Source organism: Solirubrobacter soli DSM 22325 (assembly GCF_000423665.1).
In the GTDB taxonomy this organism is placed as follows: domain Bacteria; phylum Actinomycetota; class Thermoleophilia; order Solirubrobacterales; family Solirubrobacteraceae; genus Solirubrobacter; species Solirubrobacter soli.
Genome location: NZ_AUIK01000028.1, coordinates 77,633 through 97,446 on the forward strand (window position 1 = coordinate 77,633; position 19,814 = coordinate 97,446).

At 70.8% G+C, this 19,814-nt stretch carries 24 protein-coding genes and 1 riboswitch; of the genes, 14 read left to right on the forward strand and 10 right to left on the reverse strand.

The genetic code is table 11. From position 1 onward, the window contains the following. Positions 1 to 39: 39 nt before the first annotated feature. Positions 40 to 216, reverse strand: a complete 177-nt coding sequence (locus tag G569_RS62875; RefSeq protein ID WP_157592238.1) for a hypothetical protein — start codon at positions 214 to 216, stop codon at positions 40 to 42. Between the two features lie 75 nt (positions 217 to 291). On the opposite strand from G569_RS62875, the gene G569_RS50805 reads away from it, so the two are divergent. Together G569_RS50805 and G569_RS0122905 are read left to right on the forward strand one after the other, a co-directional pair. After that, positions 292 to 951 carry a cobalamin B12-binding domain-containing protein gene (locus G569_RS50805; protein ID WP_053226844.1) on the forward strand — a complete coding sequence of 220 codons (660 nt, stop codon included), beginning with the start codon at positions 292 to 294 and terminating at the stop codon, positions 949 to 951. Next, complete coding sequence (locus tag G569_RS0122905) at positions 948 to 1,445, forward strand: GNAT family N-acetyltransferase (protein WP_028065146.1); 498 nt, start codon at positions 948 to 950, stop codon at positions 1,443 to 1,445. Before G569_RS50805 ends, G569_RS0122905 begins: the two co-directional genes overlap by 4 nt. On the opposite strand, the gene G569_RS62880 is transcribed toward G569_RS0122905, so the two are convergent. Next, a complete protein-coding gene (locus G569_RS62880; RefSeq protein WP_157592239.1) occupies positions 1,442 to 1,603 on the reverse strand; it encodes a hypothetical protein in 162 nt (53 codons plus the stop codon). The genes G569_RS0122905 and G569_RS62880 overlap by 4 nt on opposite strands. Before the next feature lie 85 nt (positions 1,604 to 1,688). Here G569_RS62880 and G569_RS0122915 point away from each other — a divergent pair, with 85 nt between their 5' ends. Next, complete coding sequence (locus G569_RS0122915) at positions 1,689 to 2,021, forward strand: hypothetical protein (protein ID WP_028065147.1); 333 nt, start codon at positions 1,689 to 1,691, stop codon at positions 2,019 to 2,021. On the opposite strand, the gene G569_RS0122920 is transcribed toward G569_RS0122915, so the two are convergent. From G569_RS0122920 to thrC, 5 genes are read right to left on the reverse strand one after another with little or no spacing between them, the layout of a single operon-like run. Further along, the gene (locus tag G569_RS0122920) at positions 1,984 to 2,493 is read right to left on the reverse strand and encodes a hypothetical protein (protein WP_157592240.1); all 510 of its coding nucleotides are present in this window, start codon (positions 2,491 to 2,493) and stop codon (positions 1,984 to 1,986) included. The genes G569_RS0122915 and G569_RS0122920 overlap by 38 nt on opposite strands. Beyond that, positions 2,490 to 3,959: a hypothetical protein gene (locus G569_RS0122925; protein ID WP_028065149.1), complete on the reverse strand. Its 1,470-nt coding sequence runs from the start codon at positions 3,957 to 3,959 to the stop codon at positions 2,490 to 2,492. The genes G569_RS0122920 and G569_RS0122925 overlap by 4 nt, the downstream gene beginning before the upstream one ends. 21 nt (positions 3,960 to 3,980) lie before the next feature. Continuing rightward, entirely contained in the window at positions 3,981 to 4,868 is an 888-nt protein-coding gene (locus G569_RS50810) for a methylenetetrahydrofolate reductase (RefSeq protein WP_053226845.1), read from the reverse strand. Next, the gene (locus G569_RS0122935; protein WP_028065150.1) at positions 4,869 to 5,144 is read right to left on the reverse strand and encodes a ubiquitin-like small modifier protein 1; all 276 of its coding nucleotides are present in this window, start codon (positions 5,142 to 5,144) and stop codon (positions 4,869 to 4,871) included. Next, complete coding sequence (gene thrC / locus G569_RS0122940; protein ID WP_028065151.1) at positions 5,144 to 6,370, reverse strand: threonine synthase; 1,227 nt, start codon at positions 6,368 to 6,370, stop codon at positions 5,144 to 5,146. The genes G569_RS0122935 and thrC overlap by 1 nt, the downstream gene beginning before the upstream one ends. Positions 6,371 to 6,441: 71 nt before the next feature. After that, positions 6,442 to 6,565, reverse strand: a riboswitch (SAM riboswitch). A 94-nt stretch (positions 6,566 to 6,659) separates the two neighbouring features. On the opposite strand from thrC, the gene G569_RS0122945 reads away from it, so the two are divergent. The 3 genes from G569_RS0122945 (at position 6,660) to G569_RS0122955 (ending at position 9,976) form a co-directional block, all read left to right on the forward strand. After that, positions 6,660 to 7,649 carry a magnesium transporter CorA family protein gene (locus G569_RS0122945; protein ID WP_028065152.1) on the forward strand — a complete coding sequence of 330 codons (990 nt, stop codon included), beginning with the start codon at positions 6,660 to 6,662 and terminating at the stop codon, positions 7,647 to 7,649. Positions 7,650 to 7,684: 35 nt separating this feature from the next. After that, positions 7,685 to 8,593 carry a diacylglycerol/lipid kinase family protein gene (locus G569_RS50815; RefSeq protein WP_053226846.1) on the forward strand — a complete coding sequence of 303 codons (909 nt, stop codon included), beginning with the start codon at positions 7,685 to 7,687 and terminating at the stop codon, positions 8,591 to 8,593. 132 nt (positions 8,594 to 8,725) lie between these two features. Beyond that, positions 8,726 to 9,976, forward strand: a complete 1,251-nt coding sequence (locus G569_RS0122955; RefSeq protein ID WP_028065153.1) for an ArsB/NhaD family transporter — start codon at positions 8,726 to 8,728, stop codon at positions 9,974 to 9,976. On the opposite strand, the gene G569_RS66045 is transcribed toward G569_RS0122955, so the two are convergent. From G569_RS66045 to G569_RS0122970, 3 genes are all read right to left on the reverse strand, one after another. Beyond that, a complete protein-coding gene (locus G569_RS66045) occupies positions 9,973 to 10,095 on the reverse strand; it encodes a hypothetical protein (protein ID WP_306765193.1) in 123 nt (40 codons plus the stop codon). The genes G569_RS0122955 and G569_RS66045 overlap by 4 nt on opposite strands. A gap of 83 nt (positions 10,096 to 10,178) precedes the next feature. Further along, a complete protein-coding gene (locus tag G569_RS0122965; RefSeq protein ID WP_028065154.1) occupies positions 10,179 to 11,030 on the reverse strand; it encodes a beta-keto acid cleavage family enzyme in 852 nt (283 codons plus the stop codon). A 4-nt stretch (positions 11,031 to 11,034) separates the two neighbouring features. Continuing rightward, complete coding sequence (locus G569_RS0122970; RefSeq protein ID WP_037498445.1) at positions 11,035 to 12,042, reverse strand: LacI family DNA-binding transcriptional regulator; 1,008 nt, start codon at positions 12,040 to 12,042, stop codon at positions 11,035 to 11,037. Positions 12,043 to 12,173: 131 nt separating this feature from the next. Here G569_RS0122970 and G569_RS50820 point away from each other — a divergent pair, with 131 nt between their 5' ends. The 8 genes from G569_RS50820 to G569_RS58690 are packed head-to-tail and all read left to right on the forward strand — an operon-like array spanning position 12,174 to position 19,813. Continuing rightward, a complete protein-coding gene (locus tag G569_RS50820) occupies positions 12,174 to 13,067 on the forward strand; it encodes a TIM barrel protein (RefSeq protein ID WP_037498448.1) in 894 nt (297 codons plus the stop codon). Further along, on the forward strand, positions 13,064 to 14,071 hold the full coding sequence (locus G569_RS0122980) for a sugar ABC transporter substrate-binding protein (RefSeq protein ID WP_028065156.1): 1,008 nt from the start codon (positions 13,064 to 13,066) through the stop codon (positions 14,069 to 14,071). The genes G569_RS50820 and G569_RS0122980 overlap by 4 nt, the downstream gene beginning before the upstream one ends. Continuing rightward, positions 14,068 to 15,147, forward strand: a complete 1,080-nt coding sequence (locus G569_RS0122985; protein WP_084285406.1) for an ABC transporter permease — start codon at positions 14,068 to 14,070, stop codon at positions 15,145 to 15,147. The genes G569_RS0122980 and G569_RS0122985 overlap by 4 nt, the downstream gene beginning before the upstream one ends. Continuing rightward, the gene (locus G569_RS0122990) at positions 15,147 to 15,932 is read left to right on the forward strand and encodes an ATP-binding cassette domain-containing protein (RefSeq protein WP_028065158.1); all 786 of its coding nucleotides are present in this window, start codon (positions 15,147 to 15,149) and stop codon (positions 15,930 to 15,932) included. Before G569_RS0122985 ends, G569_RS0122990 begins: the two co-directional genes overlap by 1 nt. Continuing rightward, positions 15,929 to 17,140 (forward strand): Gfo/Idh/MocA family protein, encoded by a 1,212-nt coding sequence (locus G569_RS0122995; protein WP_053226847.1) that lies wholly within the window; start codon positions 15,929 to 15,931, stop codon positions 17,138 to 17,140. Before G569_RS0122990 ends, G569_RS0122995 begins: the two co-directional genes overlap by 4 nt. Before the next feature lie 8 nt (positions 17,141 to 17,148). Then, positions 17,149 to 18,162, forward strand: coding sequence for an inositol 2-dehydrogenase (gene iolG, locus G569_RS0123000; protein WP_211233053.1), 1,014 nt, complete (start codon positions 17,149 to 17,151; stop codon positions 18,160 to 18,162). Then, on the forward strand, positions 18,162 to 18,914 hold the full coding sequence (locus G569_RS0123005) for an SDR family oxidoreductase (protein WP_028065161.1): 753 nt from the start codon (positions 18,162 to 18,164) through the stop codon (positions 18,912 to 18,914). Before iolG ends, G569_RS0123005 begins: the two co-directional genes overlap by 1 nt. Continuing rightward, a complete protein-coding gene (locus tag G569_RS58690; RefSeq protein WP_053226848.1) occupies positions 18,911 to 19,813 on the forward strand; it encodes an SDR family oxidoreductase in 903 nt (300 codons plus the stop codon). The genes G569_RS0123005 and G569_RS58690 overlap by 4 nt, the downstream gene beginning before the upstream one ends. Position 19,814 lies beyond the last annotated feature (1 nt).

The window sequence follows — 19,814 nt, forward strand, 5'->3', positions numbered from 1 at the left end:
CTCCGCGTTCGCGCGGGGCGCCCTGCCCGGCGTAACCCTTTATGCCGCGTCGCGGAACGCCGAGCGCGACGCGAAGCGACCGGAGACGAAGGCCGCGTACGTCGCCGCGGCGTCGGCGCTCATCCCCGTGACGTGCGCGACCTGGCGGCTGGCTTCGGTCTCTTCGAGCCGGGTTACGTCTGGATCCGTCCGGTCTTCTGACTTGTCCTGCTCCATTCCCTCACGCTACGGCACGGTCCGGCGTCATGGAACGAGCCGTAGGTCCAGGGTTGCTGGCATGCTGACGTCGTCGTGAGCGTCCAGGAGCACCGTGACGCGTTGCTCGCCGCCCTGCTGGCGCGGGATTCCGCGCGGGCGCGGACGGCGGTGGAGACCGCGCTCCAGGAGGGCGTGCCGATCCCGGACATCTACCTCGAGATGCTCGAGCCGGCGTTGCGCGAGGTCGGGCACCGGTGGGCGATGGGCGCGCTCAACATCGCCGAGGAGCACTACGCGACCGCGGTCGCCCAGTCGATCCTCGACGGGCTCTCACGGCGCATGACCCGCGCGCCGAAGGACGGGCGGCTGGCGGTCGTGTCGGGTACGCCGGACGAGCTGCACGCGGTCGGGCTGCGGATGGTCGCGGACTTCCTCGAGGCCGACGGGTGGGAGGTCATCCTGCTCGGCCCGGGAGCGCCCGCGCATGACATCGCCGCGCTCGTCGAGTCCGAGCAGCCCGATCTGGTGGCGCTCTCGACCGCGACCGCGGGGGTGATCGAGGGCGTCGTCGAGGTGCTGCGGTCGCTCCACGCGATCGAGCCGCGGCCCTGCATCGTCGCGGGCGGCCAGTTCTGGACGGCCGAGACGAGCCCGACCGCGCTCGAGTTCGGTGCCGACCTCGTCTTCCAGGACCCGCGCGAGTTCGTCGCGGCCTTGCATCAGCGCATTCCGCCGCTAGGACAGTGCGAATGATCATCCGGGAGGGCACGCCGGCGGATACCGCGACCGTGCTGGCGCTCTTCGACGAGGCGGTCGCGTGGCTCGTCGCCCGCGGGCAGACGGGCCAGTGGGGCTCGACGCCGTTCTCGGCCATCGACGCCCGGGTCGCCGCGGCGGCCGAATGGGCGGCCTCAGGCGGGTTGCGGATCGCGGAGGAGGGCGACCGGGCGGTCGGCGCGATCGTCCTGGGCGCGCGGCCGGAGCACGTGTCTCCCCCACCGCGGCCCGAGCGCTACATCACCGCGCTGGTCACGTCGCGCGCACACGCCGGCAAGGGCATCGGCGCGGCGCTCGTGCACCGCGCGGTCAAGGAGACGCGCACGGCGGGCCTGAAACTGCTGCGCGTCGATTGTTGGGCGGGCGCCCCGGCGCTCGTCGGCTGGTATGAGCGCCAGGGCTTCCGCCGCAGTGGGACCTTCACCGTGCGCGACTGGCACGGTCAGGTTCTCTCGATGGAGCTGCCTTAGGCTTCCGGGGCGTCGCGGTGATGCAGCCACCGCATGCCCGTGTGGAAGTCCAGGAACGTCTTGGCGGAGTCCGCCGTCATGCCGGTGAGGCCGGAGACGCGGGTCTCGTCGTGCGAGTCGAGCGGGTCTGGGCCAGGGTTGGGATTCGGGTTTTCCATATTTCCCTCCTGAGCACGGTTATCGGCCCCTTGATACGGGGGTCACAATCGGATTTCTGTCCGATCGGGCGCGTAGGTTCGCGCCATGGCCGCGATGACCATGTGCCCGCGTTGCGGGTCGACGTTCCTGCAGCCGCTGCGCTGCGAGGCCAAGGGCTCCGATGTGGTCGTCGTCGAGCTGCGCTGTCCCGATTGCATGACGTGGCTCAAGGCGCCGCACACCCGCGCCGACATGCGCGAGCTCGACCGCCGCCAGGCCGAGTTCCGCGGCGAGATCGTGGCGAGTTACGAGAAGCTCGTCGCCGAGAGCATGGAGGCGCTGGCCGAGTGCTGGGGCCGCGCGCTGGAGCTCGACCTCGTCGGCGCCGACGACTTCGCGATCACGCCGGTACGCGACGGCCGATCAGGCCCCAGATGATCAGCCCGATGCCGCCGAGCGCCAGGAACGCGCCGCCGATGATCGACAGGATGCTGCGCAGGATGCCCGTTCCGCCGGGCGTCACGACGTAGTCGTCGGCCGTCGGCCCGGCGCAGACGATGTCGATCGTCCCGGCGGTCCCGTCGAAGCGGCCGACCGAGGACGCGCTGCCGAGCGTCACGCTCGTCCCCTGCCGGGCGCCGCTGAAGCGCCCGCCGCTTGAGGTCTGGCAACCGGTCCGGCTGACGATCAGGTCCGCGCGCCGCGAGATCACGTAGACCGTGTAGCGAACCCCGGCCTCGCCTTCGAAGCTCGTCGGCTGGCCGAGCGGAGCCCGCGCGACGGCGTCGTCCTCGATGTCCGAGCGTGCGTTGACCGCGCCCGCGATCCCCACGACGACCCCGAGCGCGCCGAAGCCCACCATCGCGAGCCCGATCAGGACGCGGACCCAGCCGCGCCGACGCCGCGTCATCGGATCGGCGGCCAGCAATAGCGGTACGGGATCGGTTCTTCATCCAGCCCGTCGAACCAGTTGTCCCAGTGCAGGCGCTCGAGCAGCTCGGCCGCGCGCTCCAGGCGGCCCGGCTCATTGGACTCGACCCGGCGCGGGATCCCCGTTCCACGCTCGAGCTTGGCGTGCAGCTGCTCGCCCGCGTACGCGGCCCAGCGCTCGCGGCCGGCGACGTACTCCGGGCGGTCGCGGTAGACGAGCACGACGAGCTGGCAGCCGTGCGCGCGCATCCGGTCCTTGCCGTCGGCGCACGGCTGCTTGGGGCCGAGGTTCGTGTGCGCGCCGCCGAGCATCCGCACGCCGTCGACCGTCGCCTGTGCGCTGTAGGAGTCCTCCGGCCGGACGCCGACGACCTCGAGATAGGCGCGCAGCAGCTCCTGGGGCGTCGCGGGGAGGTACGGGAACGGCGAGGGAACCGGCGGCGGGTGGGTCGCGCGGGTGTGGACGGCGGCCGCGATCGCCGCCCAGTTGAGGATCTCGACGTGGATGCCGGTGGGCTCGTGCAGGAGCAGCGGCGCGGCGGCGCGCATCCGCTCGTAGGCGTCGGAGTCGGTACGCGGGTGGACGGCGACGACGCCGCGCACCAGCGTGCAGACCGGGCTCATGCCGTCGGCGTCGCCGTCGTGCAGCGCCCGGAACTCGGACACCCGCGCGATCCCGGCGCAGTGCTCGGGGCCGATCCCGGCGGAGAGGCAGAAGGCGAGCGCCAGCTCCTCGTCGAGCACCGACGGCTCCCCCACCCGCCGCGCCACCCACTGCTCTTCCGCGGCGAACGCGGTGGCCACGAACGGCGCGGAGGTCCCGTGCGGATCGGAGTGCACGACGTCCCACTCGACCGGCCGGCCCTTCTCGGAGTGCGGCGTGACCGCCTGGCTGATGCGGTCGGGAACGCGGTAGACGCCGAAGATCCGGTCCGGCGCCAGCCCGCTGGCGTTCAGATAGCCGAGGACCTGGTCGAGCTGGGTCTTGCCGCGAGTGGTCAAGCGGCTGACGTGGATCGGGACCGCGTGCGGCCCCCGGTACGGCGCGCGGGCCTGGTCGCGGGCGGCTCGCGCGGCGGCGGCGTGGTGCGCGCGCTGGACCGGGTCCTCGATCTGCGGCACCTCGGGCCGGCCGACGACCTGGCGGACGGTTCGCCTGAACTCGACGCGGGCGAAGCGCAGCGACGCGCCCTGCTGCTCGTCGATCGTGGGGCCGTGGACGGCGGACCCGGCTGGGCCGAAGAGCACGCGCCGCGCCTCGTCGCGGCTCTGCGCGTCGCGCGCCGCCGCCTCGGCCCGCTCGACCTGGGCGAGGTACGCGGCGCGCTGCTCGGGCGTGGCGGCTTCGAGCACCGCCTCGACGTCCTCCGAGCTCGCCGGCCGCAGCCCTCGGGCCAGGTTGGCGGGCTTGAAGGCCTCGGCGGCGAGCTTGATCGTCCGCTTCATGAGAAGCGAACGTACACGAACCTAAAGGGGCCTGACCCCTTTAGGTGCGAGCGCGCCGTGGGCGCGCAGCGCGGAGACGATCGCGCGCGTGGCGGGCGAGCGGTTGAGCGTGTAGAGGTGGACGCCGGGCGCGCCGTCGGCCAACAGCTCGGCGGCCTGGGCGGTCGCGTAGGCGACGCCGAGCTCGGCCACTGCCCGCGGGTCGTCCTGCCGGCGCTCGAGCTCTCGCCGCAGGGCGGTCGGGATGCTCGCGCCGCACAGCTGCGCGATCCGCTCGATCTGGGCGATGCTCGTGACCGGGATGATCCCCGGCAACACCGGGACGTCGCTGCCGAGCGTGTCGACGAAGCGGGCGTAGTCGGCGTTGTCGAAGAACAGCTGGGTGACGAGCACGCGGGCGCCGGCGGCGAGCTTGGCGCGCACGTGGTCGAGGTCCTGCGCCGCCCCGCGCGAGTCGGGATGCGGCTCCGGGTAGGCGGCGGCGAGCACGCAGAAGCCGGCCTCGGCGGCCAGCTCGATCAGCTCGAGCGAGCTCTTGACGCCGCCTTCCGGCGCCGTCCAGGTCGATTCGCCGCGCGGCGGGTCGCCGCGCAGGGCGAGGACGTTGTCGGCCCCGCCGGAGCGGGCCTCGGCGAGCAGCTCGACGAGGCCCTCGCGGGTGAAGCCGGTGGCGGTGACGTGCGGGACCGCCTCCAGCCCGCGCTCGCGCGCCAGCCGGCGCACGACCGCGAGCGTCAGGTCGCGCGTCGTCCCGCCCGCGCCGCAGGTCACCGACACGAACGCGGGCTCGAGCGCGGCGAGCTCCTCGATCGCGCTCCAGAACGCCAGCTCGGCCTCGACCGTGCGCGGCGGCGAGAACTCGAAGCTGACGATCGGCTCCCCGCCGCGGAGCTTGTCGTCGAGGCGCATCTAGCCTCCCGCCACAGCCGGGAGGATCGTCACCTCGTCGCCGTCCGAGACCGGGGTCTCCAGCCCCTCCAGGAAGCGGATGTCCTCGCCCTTGAGGTAGACGTTGACGAAGCGGCGGAGCGCGCCGTCGCCGTCGGCGATCCGCTCGCGCAGCTCGCCGTGCTGCTCGTAGAGGGCGTCGAGCGCCTCGCCGACCGTGCTGCCGTCGACCTGGGCCGCCGTCTGGCCGCCCGCGGCATCGCGCAGCTGCGTCGGGAGCTTCACCGTGACGGCCATCAGACGGCCACCGCGAACTCGGCGTCGAACGCGTCGAGGCTGGCCGGGATCGTCGTCACCTCGAACGTGTCGCGGACCGCGTCGATCGTCTTCAGGCCGTCGCCGGTCACCATCGCCACGACGCGCTCGTCGCGGCCGATGTCGCCGCGCTCGGCCAGCTTGGCCAGCGTCGCGATCGTCACGCCGCCGGCGGTCTCGGTGAAGATGCCGGTCGTCTCGGCCAGCAGGCGGATGCCCGCGCGGATCTCGTCGTCGTCGACGGAGTCGATGCTGCCGCCCGTGTTCCTGGCCAGCTCGATCGCGTACGGGCCGTCGGCCGGATTGCCGATCGCGAGCGACTTGGCGATCGTGTCCGGCTTGACGGGGCGCACGATGTCGTGGCCCTCGGCGAACGCGGTCGCGACGGGCGAGCAGCCCAGCGCCTGGGCGCCGTTCATCGTCGGCACGCGGCCCTCCACGAGGCCGGCGTCGATGAACTCCTGGAAGCCGCGGGCGATCTTCGTGAACTGCGAACCCGAGGCGATCGGGCCGACGATCCGGTCCGGGAGCTCCCAGCCGAGCTGCTCGACCGTCTCGAACGCGAGCGTCTTGGAGCCCTCGGCGTAGTAGGGGCGCATGTTGATGTTCACGAACGCCCAGCCCGGCCGCTCGCCGGAGACCTCGGTGCAGAGGCGGTTGACGTCGTCATAGTTGCCCTTGACGGCGACGATCTGGGCGCCGTAGGCGCCGGTGGCGAGGATCTTCTGCTCCTCGAGGTCGTGCGGGATCAGCACGTAGGCGGGCAGACCGGCGGCCGCGGCGTGCGCCGCGACGGCGTTCGCCAGGTTGCCGGTCGACGCACACGCGAGCGTGTCGAACCCGAGCTCGACTGCACGCGCCAGCGCGACGGACACCACGCGGTCCTTGAAGGAGTGCGTCGGGTTCGCGGTCTCGTTCTTGATGTAGAGCTCGCCGAGACCGAGCCGCTCAGCGAGGCGGTCCGCCTTGACCAGCGGCGTCCAGCCCGTGGGCAGCGCGCTGCGCGCTGGACCCTGGAGGGGCAGGAAGTCGGCGTAGCGCCAGATGTTGTGCGGCCCGGCCTGGATCCGGCGCTTCAGCGCGGCCGGGTCGTCGCTCGCGATGGTGTAGCTCACCTCGAGCGGGCCGAAGCACCGCTCGCAGACGAAGCGCGCCTCGAGCGGGTACGTGGTCTGGCACTCCTTGCACTTCAGGGCATCTGCCGGCATGTCGTTTGGTCCTCCGCCCGGGGTGTGCGGCGGAGGTTCCAGTCGGCGAGGTGCACCGGGGAGAAGCCCCAACCGCATCTCCCAGGCCTTCTTGTTTGGAGCCTGATGGAATTGCCACCTTGCGTCCCGGCGTGCGACCGGGAGCAGGTTGGCGGGGTTTCATTGGGCCAATCCCTCCACCCCTCTGGATGCGTCCAGCTATGTATTCGGAAGCGTAGCGAACTTCTTTGACGGAGTCGTACACTTCCTGACGTGATGCTGCCGACCGAAGAACCCCTCAGTCCCGGTTATGCCGAGCCTGCCCCGGAGTCCGTTCGGTCGTCGCGGTCGCACGACCGCTGAGGCTGCGCCTGAGCGCACCGAGCCGCGCGTCGAGATCGTCGAGTCGCCCGGCCTGCGCTGGATCAACATTGAGCGCCCGCGTTCGCTCGAACAGACCTGGCTCGAGGAGCACTTCGACTTCCACGCCCTCGACTATGAGGACGTCCGCTCACGCAATCAGCGGCCGAAGGTCGACGAGTACGACGACTACCTGTTCATCGTGCTCCACTTCCCGCGCTACGACAAGAAGGTGTCGCGCCTCAACGCGGCCGAGGTCGACATCTTCGTCGGCCCCGACTTCCTGATCACGCTGCCCAACGAGCCGCTGGAGCCGATCAGCTACCTGTTCGAGCGCTGCCGCGCGAACGAGGAGCTCCGCGACGGGCTGTTCTCCAAGGGCCCGGGCTACCTGCTGTACAAGATCGTCGACGACTGCGTGGACTCGTCGTTCCCGATGCTCAACAAGATCGGGCTCAAGCTCGACCGCATCGAGGAGGAGATCTTCGAGGGCGACGGGGACGATGTCGTGCGCGACATCTCCAACGCCAAGCAGGAGATCATCAACTTCCGCAAGATCATCCGGCCGCAGCGCCTCGCCTTCCGCGATCTGGAGCGCAACAAGGCGCGCTACATCGCCGAGGACCTCGACATCTACTTCGACGACCTGATCGACGGTTCCGAGCGTGCCTGGGACATGCTCGAGAACTACAAGGAGGTCGTCGAGGGCCTGGAGTCCACGAACGAGTCGGCCATCGCGCACCGCACCAACGAGACCTTCCAGGTCCTGACCGCGATCTCGCTGATCTTCCTGCCGCTGACGCTGATCGCGAGCGTCTTCGGCATGAACGTGCCCGTGCCGGCGGAGCACGGCGCGCACGCGTTCTGGATCATCATCGGCGCCATGTTCGCGATCGTGGTGGCCGTGGCCGCCTTCTTCAAACGCCGCGGGTGGTTGTGAGCGACCCACTTTCGGGCGACGAACGCCCGAAACGCATGCTGGTCATCATCAACCCGGTCGCGACGAAGATGTCCGAGCGGGTGCGCTCCCTCGTGGTCTACGCGCTGCAGGGGCGCTTCGAGGTGACGACGCGGCTGACCGACGCCAAGGGGCACGCGATCGAGCTGTGCCGGGAGGCTGCCGAAGCGGGCTACGACATCGTCTGCGCCTTCGGCGGCGACGGGACGGTCAACGAGGCCGCGAACGGGCTCGCCGGCACGTCGACCGCGTTGACCGTGCTCCCGGGCGGGTCCAACAACGTGGTCGCGAAACTGCTCGGGATCCCCACCGACCTGGTCGACGCCACGGAGCACATCCTGCAACTCGCCGACCGCTGGGAGCCCCGCGTCGTCGACCTCGGGATCGTCAACGGGCGCTACTTCACGTTCGCGGCCGGCATGGGGCTCGACGCGTCGGTCGTCGAGCGCGTGGACCGCAACCCGAAGCTCAAGAAGCGCTTCGGCCCGTTCTACTTCGTCGAGTGCGCGATCGTGACCTTCCTGCGCAAGTACGTCGTCGACCCGCCGCGACTGGCGGTCACCGTCGACGGCCGCACGGTGAAGGGCGTGTCGCTGTTCATCCAGAACGCGGAGAACTACACGTACTTCAATGACCGTCCGGTCCCGCTGGTCGAGGGCGCGCGCTTCGATTCGGGCAATCTGGCCGGCGTCGTATTGACCAGGGCACGACCCTATGACGTGCCGACCGTGACCCTCCGGGCGCTGTCGGGCGCCGCGCGGATCGCCGCCCACCGTGGGATCGACGCGTTCGGCGCGTTCCACGAGGCCGTCGTGCGGTCGGCCGACGACCGCGCGATCCCGATCCAGGTCGACGGCGACCACATCTCCGACGAGCTCGAAGCGCGCTTCAGCGTCGCACCCGGCGTGCTCACCGTCGTCGCGTAACGACGACCGGGCGGGCGGCGTCCTCGACCAGCGCGTCGAGACAATGACCGCGGCGGAGCCGGAGTTCGTTCGGGCAGCTTGGGTGGAAGAGCCCATTTTGCAGCGCTGAACGTCCCCTTAGCGTGCAGGCACATGGTCTTGCCCGTCGCCGTCTTCGCCGGTTCCATCGCCTTGATCGCGTCCGAGAAGGTCGATCGGACGAAAGTCGCGTTGCTCGGCGCCGCGCTCGTGGTCGTGTTCGGCGCGATGGACCAGGAGGTCGCGATCGCCGCGGTCGAGTTCGAGGCGCTGGGGCTGCTGGCGGGGATGATGATCGTCGTCCGGTTGCTGGAGACGACGGGCGTGTTCTCGTTCGTCGCCATTCATGCGGCGCAGCTGTCGCGCGGGCAGCCGTTCGCGCTGGTGATGCTCCTGGCGTGCGCGACCGGCGTGATCGGCGCGTTCCTGGACAACCTGACGACGATCCTGCTGATCGTCCCGGTGACGTTCATGCTGGCGCGGACGCTGGATCTCGACCCGCGGCCGATCATCGTCATCGAGGTGATCGCGTCGAACCTGGGCGGGACCGCGACGCTGATCGGCGACCCGCCGAACATCATGATCGGCGGCCACACGGGGCTGTCCTTCAACGCGTTCATCGCCAACCTGGCGCCGGTCGCGTGGCTGTGCATGCTGGTCGTGACCGCCGCGCTCTACGCCACGCAGCGCAAGCAGCTGCGCGTGCCGAAGGAGGTCCGGCGCCGCGTCCACGACCTCGACGCGGGCGGCGAGCTCACGGACCGCGGCGAGCTCAGGCGCCTCCTCCCCGTCTTCGGGCTGATCATCGTCGCCTTCTTCATCCATCGCCCGCTGCACATGGAGCCGGCGACGGTCGCACTGGCCGGGGCGAGCCTCATGCTCGCGGTCTCCAGGCAGCGCCTGGACGAGGTCCTGCGCGGGATCGACTGGCCGACGCTGTTCTTCTTCCTCGGCCTGTTCGTGATGGTCGGGGCGCTCGAGCACGGTGGCGCGATCCACTCGCTCTCCCAAGCCCTGATCGACCTGACCGGCGGCGACCGGACGGCCGAGCTGCTCGGGATCGCGTGGATCTCAGCGCTCGTCGGCGGCGTCGTCGACAACATCCCGCTGACCGCGGCGATGATCCCGGTCGTCGAGGACATCTCGCGATCCGGCGACCCCGCCTACTGGTGGGCGCTCGCGATCGGCGCGTGCTACGGCGGGAACCTCACGCTCGTGGCGGCCGCGGCGAACGTCGCGGCGGCGGGGATGGCGGCCCGGGCCGGCCGGCCGATCGGGTTCATCTACTTCCTGCGCCTGGGCGTGCCGGCGACGCTGTTGTCGATGACGATCGCGACCGGCTACATCCTGCTCAGGTACGCCTAACGGGCGATGAGCAGGGAAGCGCGGACGAGGTCGCGCTGGCGGTCGTGCGCGGAACGGCCCGGAAGCAGGGCGGCGGCGACGACGTTGGCGACCTTCGGTTGGGGCTTGGCGGCGGGCATGGAACAACTATCTCGCCAGCCAGATGAGAGAGCCAGGCGACTACCTGGCCAAAGGGCCGGGGGTTGGCCGAACGAACGAAAAGTTAGTCTCGACCGCGGAGCCCGAGCAGCTCCCGCGCCTGCGCCGGCGTCGCCGGCTCGCGGTCCAGCTCGCGGGCGATCCGGACCGCCCGCTCGACCAGCTGGGCATTGGAATCCAGCGGTTCTCCACGCCGGTAGAGGACGTTGTCCTCCATCCCCACGCGGATGTTGAGCCCCATCGCCAGCGCGATCGTCGTCAGCGGCAGCTGCGTCGGCCCCATCGAGGACACGTTGATCCGCACGTCCTCCCCCAGCGCGCGGATCCGCCCCACCGCGTCGAGCAGGTTCTCCGGCGTCCCCCGCGTCCCGCCCTGGGTCGGCGTGTGGAAGACGAGGTTGATCACGTAGGGCGGCGACAGCACGCCCAGGCCGATCAGGTGCGCCACCTCTTCGAGCATCGCCGCCGAATAGACCTCGAGCTCCGGCTTGACGTCGCGCGCCGCGATCTCCCGCGCGAAGCGCTCGATGTCCGACCGGTGGTTGGCGAAGAACACCTGCTCGCCGCGGATGAAGAAGTTCAGCAGCCCCATGTTCAGCGAGCACATCTCGGGCGAGAGCAGCACCGTGTTGAGGCGTTCGGAGACCGGGAGGGTCGGCGAGCCGCCGGTGGTCAGCTGGATCACCGCGTCCGTCTCGGCGCGCAGCCGATCGTGCAACTCGCCGTAGATCTGCGGCGACATCGTGTTCGAGCCGTCCGGGTTGCGGGCGTGGACGTGGAGGATCGCCGCGCCCGCCTCGGCCGCCGCCACCCCCTGCGCGACGATCTCGTCCGGCTGCTCCGGGAGGTTCGGGTTCGCCTCCTTGCCGTGGATCCCGCCCGTCAGGGCGCAGGTGATGACGACCGGCGAGGGCATGCCCTCACTGTCGCACGCGTCCGGCCGTGTCGCGGACCACGAGCGTCGGCTCGACGATCCGCGTCACCCGCTCCTGGCGCCCCTCGATCCGCTCGATCAAGAGCTCCAGCGCCTGGCGCCCCATCGTCTGGCGCGGCTGGTCGACGGTCGTCAGCGACAGCTGCCGCAGCTCGGCGATGTAGATGTTGTCGTAGCCGACCAGCGAGACGTCGGCGGGAATCCGGATGCCGCCGCGTAGGAACGTGTCCATCATCCCCGCCGCGGTCAGGTCGTTGGCGGCGAAGACGGCGGTCGGGAGCTCGCCGCGGGTGAGGATCGTCTGCGCCGCGCGCACGCCCGCCTCCTCGGTGAAGTCCCCCGGCAGCGTGCGCCCCGGTCCGAGGCCGGCGGCCTCCATCGCGGCGTGGAAGCACGCCACTCGTGCCGCGGCGCCCGCGCCGTCGCCGCCGGTCACGTGGAGGATGTCGCGGTGGCCGAGCCCGGCCAGATAACTGACCACGGCGCGGACGCCGAGCGGCTCGTCGATCACGACCGTGTCGAACTCCGGCGCCTCCAGCTCGCGACCGATCACGACCGTCGGGATCCGGCTCGCGGCGGACACCAGCGCGTCCTCGTCGAACCGCGGGCTGACCAGGATCAGCCCGTCGACCCGGTAGTCGGCGAACGACGACACCACGGTCCGCTCGCGTTCGGGCCGGCGGCGGCCCGTCCCCAGCAGGAGCTGGTAGCCGAGCTCTGAGGCGAGCGCCTCGATCCCGCCCGCGATGTCGGCGAAGAACGGGTTGTGCAGGTCGTTGAGCAGGACGCCGATCGTCATCGTTCGCGACGACGCCAACCCGCGCGCCATCGCGTTCGGGCGATACTGCAGGCGCTCGGCCGCGTCGAGCACCGCCTGCCGGCGGGCCTCGGAGACCTTCGGGCTCCCGCGCATGACGAGCGACACGAGCGCGCGCGAGACGCCCGCCGCTGCGGCGACGTCCTCCATCGTCGGCGGCCGGCCTGGTGCTGCCATGCGCACGAACCTTAGAGATAGCGCGCTCTAACAGCAACTCCTTGACAGATCGGCCAAGTCGTGCGAACAATGGTGGAGCGGAGAGTAGAGCGCTCTAACGCTGTGCGCTCAGAACGAGGAGAGCTGTTCTTGTGACGAACCACCGCCGCTTGGTCGCGGCGCCGATCTCCTGGGGCATCTGCGAGGTGCCCGGATGGGGACGCATGCTCGATGCCGAGCGCGTCCTCGGCGAGATGGCCCAGCTGGGCATCACCGCCACCGAGCTCGGCGCGCCCGGCTTCCTGCCCGACGATGCCGACGCGCTGCGCGTCGTGCTCGCCCGCCACGGCATGTCGCTGGTCGGCAGCTTCTGGCCCGTCGTGGCGCATGAGCCGTCGGACGCCGTGGCCTCGGTGCGCGAGACCGCGCGCAAGCTCGCCGCGCTCGGCGGCGACGTGATCAGCCTCGCGCTGGTGCAGGATCTCGACTGGAGCGCTCCACGCGAGCTCTCCGATGGGCAGTGGGCGACGCTGGGAGCCACCGTGGCGCAGTGCGAAGCCGCAGCCGCGCAGGAAGGCGTCACGCTCGCGATCCACCCCCACGAGGGAACGCTGGTCTACACGGCCGAGCAGGTCGAGCGGGCGCTGGCCGAGACGTCGTGCGGCTGGTGCCTGGACACCGGACACCTCTATCTCGGCGGGGTCGATCCCGCCGCGTTCGCCGCCGAGCACGCGGAGCGCGTCGTCCACGTCCACCTCAAGGACGTCGACGCCGCCGTGGCCGCGCGCCTCAACAGCGGCGAGCTGTCGCTGCTCGAAGCCGTACAGGCGGGCGTGTTCGTCCCGCTGGGAGAGGGAGACGCGGGCGTCGCCCGCGCCATCGCCGAGCTCGACCGCGCGGGCTACTCGCGCTGGTGGGTGCTCGAGCAGGACACCGCGATCACCGGGCCGGAGCCGGCGGTGGGAAGCGGGCCGATGGTCGCCGTCAAGCGCAGCATCGAGTTCATAGAGACCCTGGCTCCGACCGAGGAGAGTGTTGCGTCGTGAGCCGTTTCCCGAAGCGCCTGGTCCTGCTGGTCATCGCCGCCGTGGCCGTATTCGTCGTCGGCTGTGGTGAGGTGAAGAACGCGGACGGAACGTCGAAGAGCTCGACCCCGGCGGCACAGACGGCGGGCGGCAGCGAGCCCACGAACCTGACGATCGCGATGGTCACCCACTCCGACGAGGGGTCCTTCTGGTCGGTGGTCAAGAAGGGCGCCGAGGCGGCCGCGAAGTCCGAGGGCGTGAAGCTGATCTGGAGCCCCTCCGACAACGACCCGCAGAAGGAGGCGCAGCTGATCCAGGCCGCCGTCTCCCAGAAGGTCGACGGGCTCGCGGTCTCGGTGCCCAACGCCGACGCCATCAAGGGCGCGCTCAAGCAGGCCACCGACGCGGGCATCCCGATCATCACGCTCAACTCGGGCGCGGACAAGTCCAAGGAGCTCGGCGCGATCACCCACGTCGGCCAGGACGAGGTCGTCGCCGGCCGCGCCGCCGGTCAGCGGCTCAAGGACGAAGGCGCCAAGAAGGTGCTCTGCATCATCCACGAGCAGTCCAACGTCGGCCTCGCACAGCGCTGCCAGGGCGTCAAGGAAGGCTTCGGGGCCGCCGTCACCGATCTGCAGGTCAAGGGCACGGCGGACATCGCCACCACCCAGACGGAGATCAAGTCCAAGCTGCAGGCCGACAAGTCCTATGACGCCGTGATGGCGCTCAACCCGGACATCGCCGAGGCCGCCAAGACCGCCATCAAGGGCGCCGGCTCCTCCGCCAAGCTCGCGACGTTCGACCAGAGCGGCCCGGTGATGAAGGACATCCAGGCCGGGACCATCTCGTTCGCCGTCGACCAGCAGCAGTACCTCCAGGGCTACCTGCCGATCGTCTTCCTCAAGCTCTACAAGACCAACCTGAACACCGTCGGCGGTGGCCAGCCCGTGCTGACCGGCCCGGGCTTCGTCGACAAGACCAACGCGGCGCAGATCGAGAAGCTCGCCGAGGCCGGGACCCGATGAGCCCGAGCGTCGTCAAACATCCGATCTCGGAAGGCGTCGGCGCCACCGAAGCCGTGCCGCCGAGCGACGAGCGCCTGGCGAACATCTCGCTCGCGGCGCGGGCACTGCGGCGCCCGGAGCTGGGCGCGGCGCTGGCGGCCGTCGTCGTCGCGGTGTTCTTCTGGACCCAGAACGGCCTGTTCCTCCAGCTCGCGGGCATCGCGAACTGGACCGACGTCGCGTCGACGATCGGCATCCCGGCCGTCGTGGTCGCGATGCTGATGATCGGCGGCGAGTTCGACCTGTCGGCCGGCGTGATGACCGGCACGGCCGGGCTGTTCATGGGCATCCTGGCCACCGAGGTCGGGATGAACATCTGGCTCGCGATCGTGTTCACGCTGATCGCCGCCGGGTGCATCGGGTTCCTCAACGGGTACCTGGTGATGCGCACCGGGCTGCCGAGCTTCATCGTCACGCTGGCGACGTTCTTCTGCCTGCAGGGCGCGAATCTCGGCGTCACCAAGCTGATCACCGACACCGTCTCGGTGGGCGGGATCGACACCGCGGCGGGCTACGCGTCCGCCAACAAGGTCTTCGGCGGCTCGTTCTGGGCGCCGTACGACTTCCGCATCACGGTCGTGTGGTGGATCGTGATCACGATCGTCGCCACGTGGATCCTGACCCGCACGACGATCGGCAACTGGATCTTCGGCGTCGGCGGCGACGCCAACGCCGCCCGTAACGTCGGCGTGCCGGTCAAGCAGACCAAGATCGGCCTGTTCATGGCCACGTCGATGGTGTGCGCCTTGACCGGGATCATGATCGCGCTGCGGCTGGCCTCCACGCAGGCCGGCCAGGGCGTCGGCGACGAGTTCACGTTCATCATCGCCGCGGTCGTGGGCGGCTGCGTGCTCACCGGCGGCTTCGGTTCGGCGATCGGCGCCTCGCTCGGCGCGACGATCGTCGGCATGGCGTTCATCGGCATCCAGTTCTCGGGCTGGAACACCGACTGGCGCTTCCTGTTCCTCGGCGTGATCCTGTTCATCGCCGTCCTCGTCAACACCTACATCCGCAAGCGCGCGGAGGGCATCCGCTGATGAGCTCGCTGCTCGAGGTGCGCAACGTGTCGAAGTTCTTCGGCAACGTGATCGCGCTCAAGGACATCTCGGTCGGCGTGGGCGCGGGTGAGGTCACCTGCGTGCTCGGCGACAACGGCGCCGGCAAGTCGACCTTCATCAAGATCCTCTCGGGCGTGCACGTGCACTCCGAGGGCGAGCTGTTGGTCGAGGGCAAGCCGACGCACTTCCACTCCCCGCGCGAGGCCAAGGAGCACGGGATCGCGACGGTCTACCAGGACCTCGCGACGGTCCCGCTGATGTCGATCTGGCGCAACTTCTTCCTCGGCTCGGAACCCACGAAGGGCCGCGGGCCGCTGAAGCGGCTCGACGTCAAGAACGCCAAGCGGATCATGCACGAGGAGATGCGCAAGATGGGCATCGACGTCCGCGACCCGGACCAGCCCGTCGGCACGCTCTCCGGCGGCGAGCGCCAGGCGGTCTCGATCGCCCGCGCCGTCTATTTCGGCGCGAAGGTGCTGATCCTGGACGAGCCCACTGCCGCGCTGGGCGTCAAGCAGTCCGGCGTCGTGCTGCGCTACGTCGCGCAGGCGCGTGACCGCGGGCTCGGCGTGATCTTCATCACCCACAACCCGCACCACGCGTTCCCGGTCGGCGATCGCTTCGTGATCCTCAACCGCGGCCGGCTGATGGGCAACTGGGCCAAGGGCGAGATCACCCGCGACGAGCTGATCCTGAAGATGTCGGGCGGCGCGGAGCTCGAGGCGCTCGAGCACGAGCTCAAGCGGCCTGTGGAGGCGGCATGAGCACCGCGGTTCAGGCCACCCGCGGGCCGCTGGGCTCGGGCGCGCGCCGCCAGGTGGGCATCGGCGTGATCGGGCTCGGCTGGCTCGGGCACGCGCATTCGCGCTCGATGCAGCGGATCCGGACCCACTTCGAGGACCGCACGTTCGACCCCGTGCTCGCCCATTGCGCCGACACGGTCCCGGCGCGTCGCGACGAGGCGCTCGGCTCGTTCGGGTTCGCCTCGGCGAGCGCGGACTGGCGCGCGGTGATCGACGATCCGGCCGTCGAGGTCGTCGTCATCACCGCGCCGAACATGCTCCACCTCGAGCTGATCGAGGCGGCCGCGCAGGCGGGCAAGCACATCTTCTGCGAGAAGCCGGTCGGCGGCACGCCTGCGCAGACGGCGCGCGCGGAGCGGGTCGCCCGCGACGTCATCACCGGCGTCGGTTACAACTACCGCTGGGCGCCGCTCGTGCGCTACGCCAAGCAGCAACTCGAGGCGGGCGCGCTCGGCACGCTCACGAACTACCGCGGCCGGTTCTTCAGCATGTACGGCGCCGACCCGCTCGGCCTCCTCTCGTGGCGCTTCCGGCTGGACGAGGGCGGCTACGGGGTCACCAGCGACCTGCTCTCGCACGCCGTCGACCTCGCCCACTTCCTGATCGGCCCGATCACGCGGCTGGTGGGGACGACCGAGACGTTCATCCGCGAGCGGCCGATCGCGCTTCCGGGCGCCGGCCACTACGGCCGCGGACGCCCGGAGGACCCGCACGGCGAGGTCACCAACGAGGACTACGCGGCGGTGCTGTGCGAGTTCGCGGACGGCACGCGCGGCACGTTCGAGGCGAGCCGCGCGATCGTCGGCCCGGAGAGCCAGATGGCGTTCGACGTCTACGGCACCGAGGGCGCGATGGGCTGGAACCTCGAAGACCTCAACCGCCTCCGTCACTACCGGCGCACGGAGGACCCCTCGTCCGGCTACACGACGGTCTACGGCGGCGATCGCTTCCCCTACCACGGGGCGTTCGTGCCGGGCGCGGCGAACGGGATCGGCTTCGAGGACCTGATCGTGATCGAGGACCTCGAGTACCTGCGCGCGGTCGTCGAGGATCGGCCGTACGAGGTCGCCTTCGCGCAGGCGGTCGACTGGGTGTCGGTGCAGGCCGCGCTGCTGAAGTCGGTCGAGACCGGCCGGTGGGAGGATGTCGTGTCCCTGCGGGAGGAGTGAGGATGGCCGTGGCCACCGGAACACTGCGGATCGGCGTGCTCGGCGTCGGGCGGATCGGGCGCATGCACGCGGAGCTGCTCGCGCGCCAGGTGCCCGGCGCGGCCGTGACCGCGGTCTACGACGCGTTCGAGCCGACCGCGCTCGACGTCGCCGCGCGCCTCGGCGTGCCCGCGACCGAGACGGCGGAGGAGCTGATCTCGGCGTCCGACGTCGACGCCGTCGCCATCTGCACCCCCACGGGCTTGCACGCGCCGCAGATGATCGCGGCCGCCGAGGCGGGCAAGGCGATCTTCTGCGAGAAGCCCGTGTCGCTCGATCTCGCGACCGTGGACGAGGCGCTGGCCGCGGTGGAAGCCGCGGGCGTGCCGTTCCAGATCGGCTTCAACCGGCGCTTCGATCCGGCCCACGCGGCGGTCGCGGCCGCCGTGGCCGACGGGTCCGTGGGCGAGCCGCACATCGCGCGGATCACCAGCCGCGACCCCGACCCGCCGCCGCTCGAGTACGCGCGCACGTCGGGCGGGCTGTTCCTGGACATGACGATCCACGACTTCGACATGGCGCGGTTCGTGGTCGGTTCTGAGATCGAGGAGGTCTACGCGCGGGCGTCCGTCCGCGTCGATCCGGCGATCGGCGAGTTCGGCGACGTCGACACCGCGGTGATCACCTTGACCCACGCCAACGGCTGCCTGACGACGATCGACAACTCGCGCCGCGCCCGCTACGGCTACGACCAGCGGGTCGAGGTCTTCGGGTCGGAGGGCATGGCGGCGTCCGGCAACCCGCTCGGCCACACCGCGACGGTCGCGACCGCCGTGGGGACGACGTCGGCCACCCTCCCCTACTTCTTCCTCGAGCGCTACATCCCGAGTTACCTGCGCGAGTGGGAGGCGTTCGTGGGCGCCGTGGCGTCGGGGGCGAAGCCGCCCGTCGGCGCGGTCGACGCGCGAGCCCCGTTGGTCGCGGGCCTGGCCGCCTGGAAGTCCGTGCGCGAGGGCCGCGCGGTCCGCACGGAGGCGATTTGATGGATCTGCGGTTGGACGGCAAGGTCATCATCGTCACGGGCGCGACGCAAGGTCTCGGGGCGGCGTTCGCCCGCCGCTGCCACGCGCTCGGCGCCCGACTCGTGCTGACCGGGCGCGACGCGGCACGCGGCGAAGCGGTGCGGGAAGAGCTCGACGCGGTCTTCGTCCCCGCCGAGTTGCAGGATGTCGACGCATGTCGAGCGGTGGTCGCCGGCGCCGAGCGTGCCTACGGGCGGCTGGACGGGCTTGTCAACGCCGCCGGACTGAGCTCTCGCGGGACGCTCGATTCGACCTCGGTCGAGCTGTGGGACACGCTGTTCGCGATCAACGTCCGCGCGCCGTTCGTGCTCACGCAGGCCGCGGCGCCGCTGATGCGGCGCGCCGGCGGCGGCAGCGTGGTCAACATCATCACGATGTCCTCGCACGGCGGACAGCCGGAGCTGATGGCGTACTCGAGCTCCAAGGCGGCGCTCGCCGGGTTCACCCGCAACGTCGGCAACGCGCTGGCGCGCGACCGGATCCGGGTCAACGGCCTCAACATCGGGTGGACGGCGACCGACGGCGAGCACGTCGTGCAGACCGGCGAGGGCGCCTCGGAGGACTGGCTGGCCGAGGCCGACGCCTCGCGCCCGCTCGGGCGTCTGCTCCGGCCCGAGGACATCGCGCCGATGGTCACCCATCTGCTGTCGGATGCGGCGGAGATGATCACCGGCTCGGTGATCGACTGGGACCAGACGGTGGTCGGGACGTGAAGGTGCTGATCACCGGCGCCCGCGGCTTCGTCGGCTCCAACCTCGTCCACGTCTTCGGCGAGGCGGGCGACGAGGTGCTGGCGCCCTCGCACGCCGAGCTCGACCTCGAGGACCGCGCCGCGACGGACGCCTACGTGCGCGAGCACGCGCCCGGCGCGATCGTGCACGCCGCGATCTGGAACGCGTTCGCGGGCCTTTTGAGCGACCGCCGGCGCGCGTGGTCGTCCTTCGTGGACGCCACCCGCAACGTCACCGATGCGGCGAACGCGGTCGATGCGCGGATGGTGCTCGTCTCGACCGACTGGGTCTTCGACGGCACCCAGGGGCCCGCCGCCGAGGACGACCCGCCGAACCCGACCTCGGCGTACGGGGTGCTGAAAGTGGTTTCCGAGAGCGTGGTGCGCGAGCGGGCGGACCGCGGCACGATCGCGCGGATCGCCGGCGTCCAGGGTGCGCACCGCGCGCAGGCCAAGACCGTGCGCGAGCAGGATGCGGGCTTCGGCTACCTCGTCGCCTCGGTGATCGACACTCTGCGCGAGGGCCGCGAGTTCACGGTCTGGGAAGGGCCGGAGCTGAACACGTGGGCCTCGCCCGTGAGCGCGATCGACGCCTCGCGGCTGATCCGGCGGGCGATCGACCGCGACGTCGACGGCATCCTGCACTGCTGCGGGGCCGAGCACATCGATCGCGTGTCGCTCGCCCGGCGCGCCGCAGCCGCCTTCGAGCTCGACGTCGGCCTGATCAAGACCGGTCCCGCTCCCGTCGAGGCGGGCGGCGGCCCGTTCGACACGCGGCTCGCGTCCGACGCCACCGCGGCCAAGCTCGACATGGCGCTCCCGGACCTTGACGACCTGCTCGACGTGTTGCGAGAGGAGCTGAGCCCCGCGTGGACCTCCTGAC

Coding starts and splice junctions, on each gene's coding strand:
- G569_RS62875 (WP_157592238.1), bottom strand. CDS start 216: ATGGAGCAGGACAAGTCAGAAGACCGGACGGATCCAGACGTAACCCGG.
- G569_RS0122905 (WP_028065146.1), top strand. CDS start 948: ATGATCATCCGGGAGGGCACGCCGGCGGATACCGCGACCGTGCTGGCG.
- G569_RS62880 (WP_157592239.1), bottom strand. CDS start 1,603: ATGGAAAACCCGAATCCCAACCCTGGCCCAGACCCGCTCGACTCGCAC.
- G569_RS0122915 (WP_028065147.1), top strand. CDS start 1,689: ATGGCCGCGATGACCATGTGCCCGCGTTGCGGGTCGACGTTCCTGCAG.
- G569_RS0122920 (WP_157592240.1), bottom strand. CDS start 2,493: ATGACGCGGCGTCGGCGCGGCTGGGTCCGCGTCCTGATCGGGCTCGCG.
- G569_RS0122925 (WP_028065149.1), bottom strand. CDS start 3,959: ATGAAGCGGACGATCAAGCTCGCCGCCGAGGCCTTCAAGCCCGCCAAC.
- G569_RS50810 (WP_053226845.1), bottom strand. CDS start 4,868: ATGCGCCTCGACGACAAGCTCCGCGGCGGGGAGCCGATCGTCAGCTTC.
- G569_RS0122935 (WP_028065150.1), bottom strand. CDS start 5,144: ATGGCCGTCACGGTGAAGCTCCCGACGCAGCTGCGCGATGCCGCGGGC.
- thrC (WP_028065151.1), bottom strand. CDS start 6,370: ATGCCGGCAGATGCCCTGAAGTGCAAGGAGTGCCAGACCACGTACCCG.
- G569_RS0122945 (WP_028065152.1), top strand. CDS start 6,660: ATGCCGAGCCTGCCCCGGAGTCCGTTCGGTCGTCGCGGTCGCACGACC.
- G569_RS50815 (WP_053226846.1), top strand. CDS start 7,685: ATGCTGGTCATCATCAACCCGGTCGCGACGAAGATGTCCGAGCGGGTG.
- G569_RS0122955 (WP_028065153.1), top strand. CDS start 8,726: ATGGTCTTGCCCGTCGCCGTCTTCGCCGGTTCCATCGCCTTGATCGCG.
- G569_RS66045 (WP_306765193.1), bottom strand. CDS start 10,095: ATGCCCGCCGCCAAGCCCCAACCGAAGGTCGCCAACGTCGTCGCCGCC.
- G569_RS0122965 (WP_028065154.1), bottom strand. CDS start 11,030: ATGCCCTCGCCGGTCGTCATCACCTGCGCCCTGACGGGCGGGATCCAC.
- G569_RS0122970 (WP_037498445.1), bottom strand. CDS start 12,042: ATGGCAGCACCAGGCCGGCCGCCGACGATGGAGGACGTCGCCGCAGCG.
- G569_RS0122985 (WP_084285406.1), top strand. CDS start 14,068: ATGAGCCCGAGCGTCGTCAAACATCCGATCTCGGAAGGCGTCGGCGCC.
- G569_RS0122990 (WP_028065158.1), top strand. CDS start 15,147: ATGAGCTCGCTGCTCGAGGTGCGCAACGTGTCGAAGTTCTTCGGCAAC.
- G569_RS0122995 (WP_053226847.1), top strand. CDS start 15,929: ATGAGCACCGCGGTTCAGGCCACCCGCGGGCCGCTGGGCTCGGGCGCG.
- G569_RS0123005 (WP_028065161.1), top strand. CDS start 18,162: ATGGATCTGCGGTTGGACGGCAAGGTCATCATCGTCACGGGCGCGACG.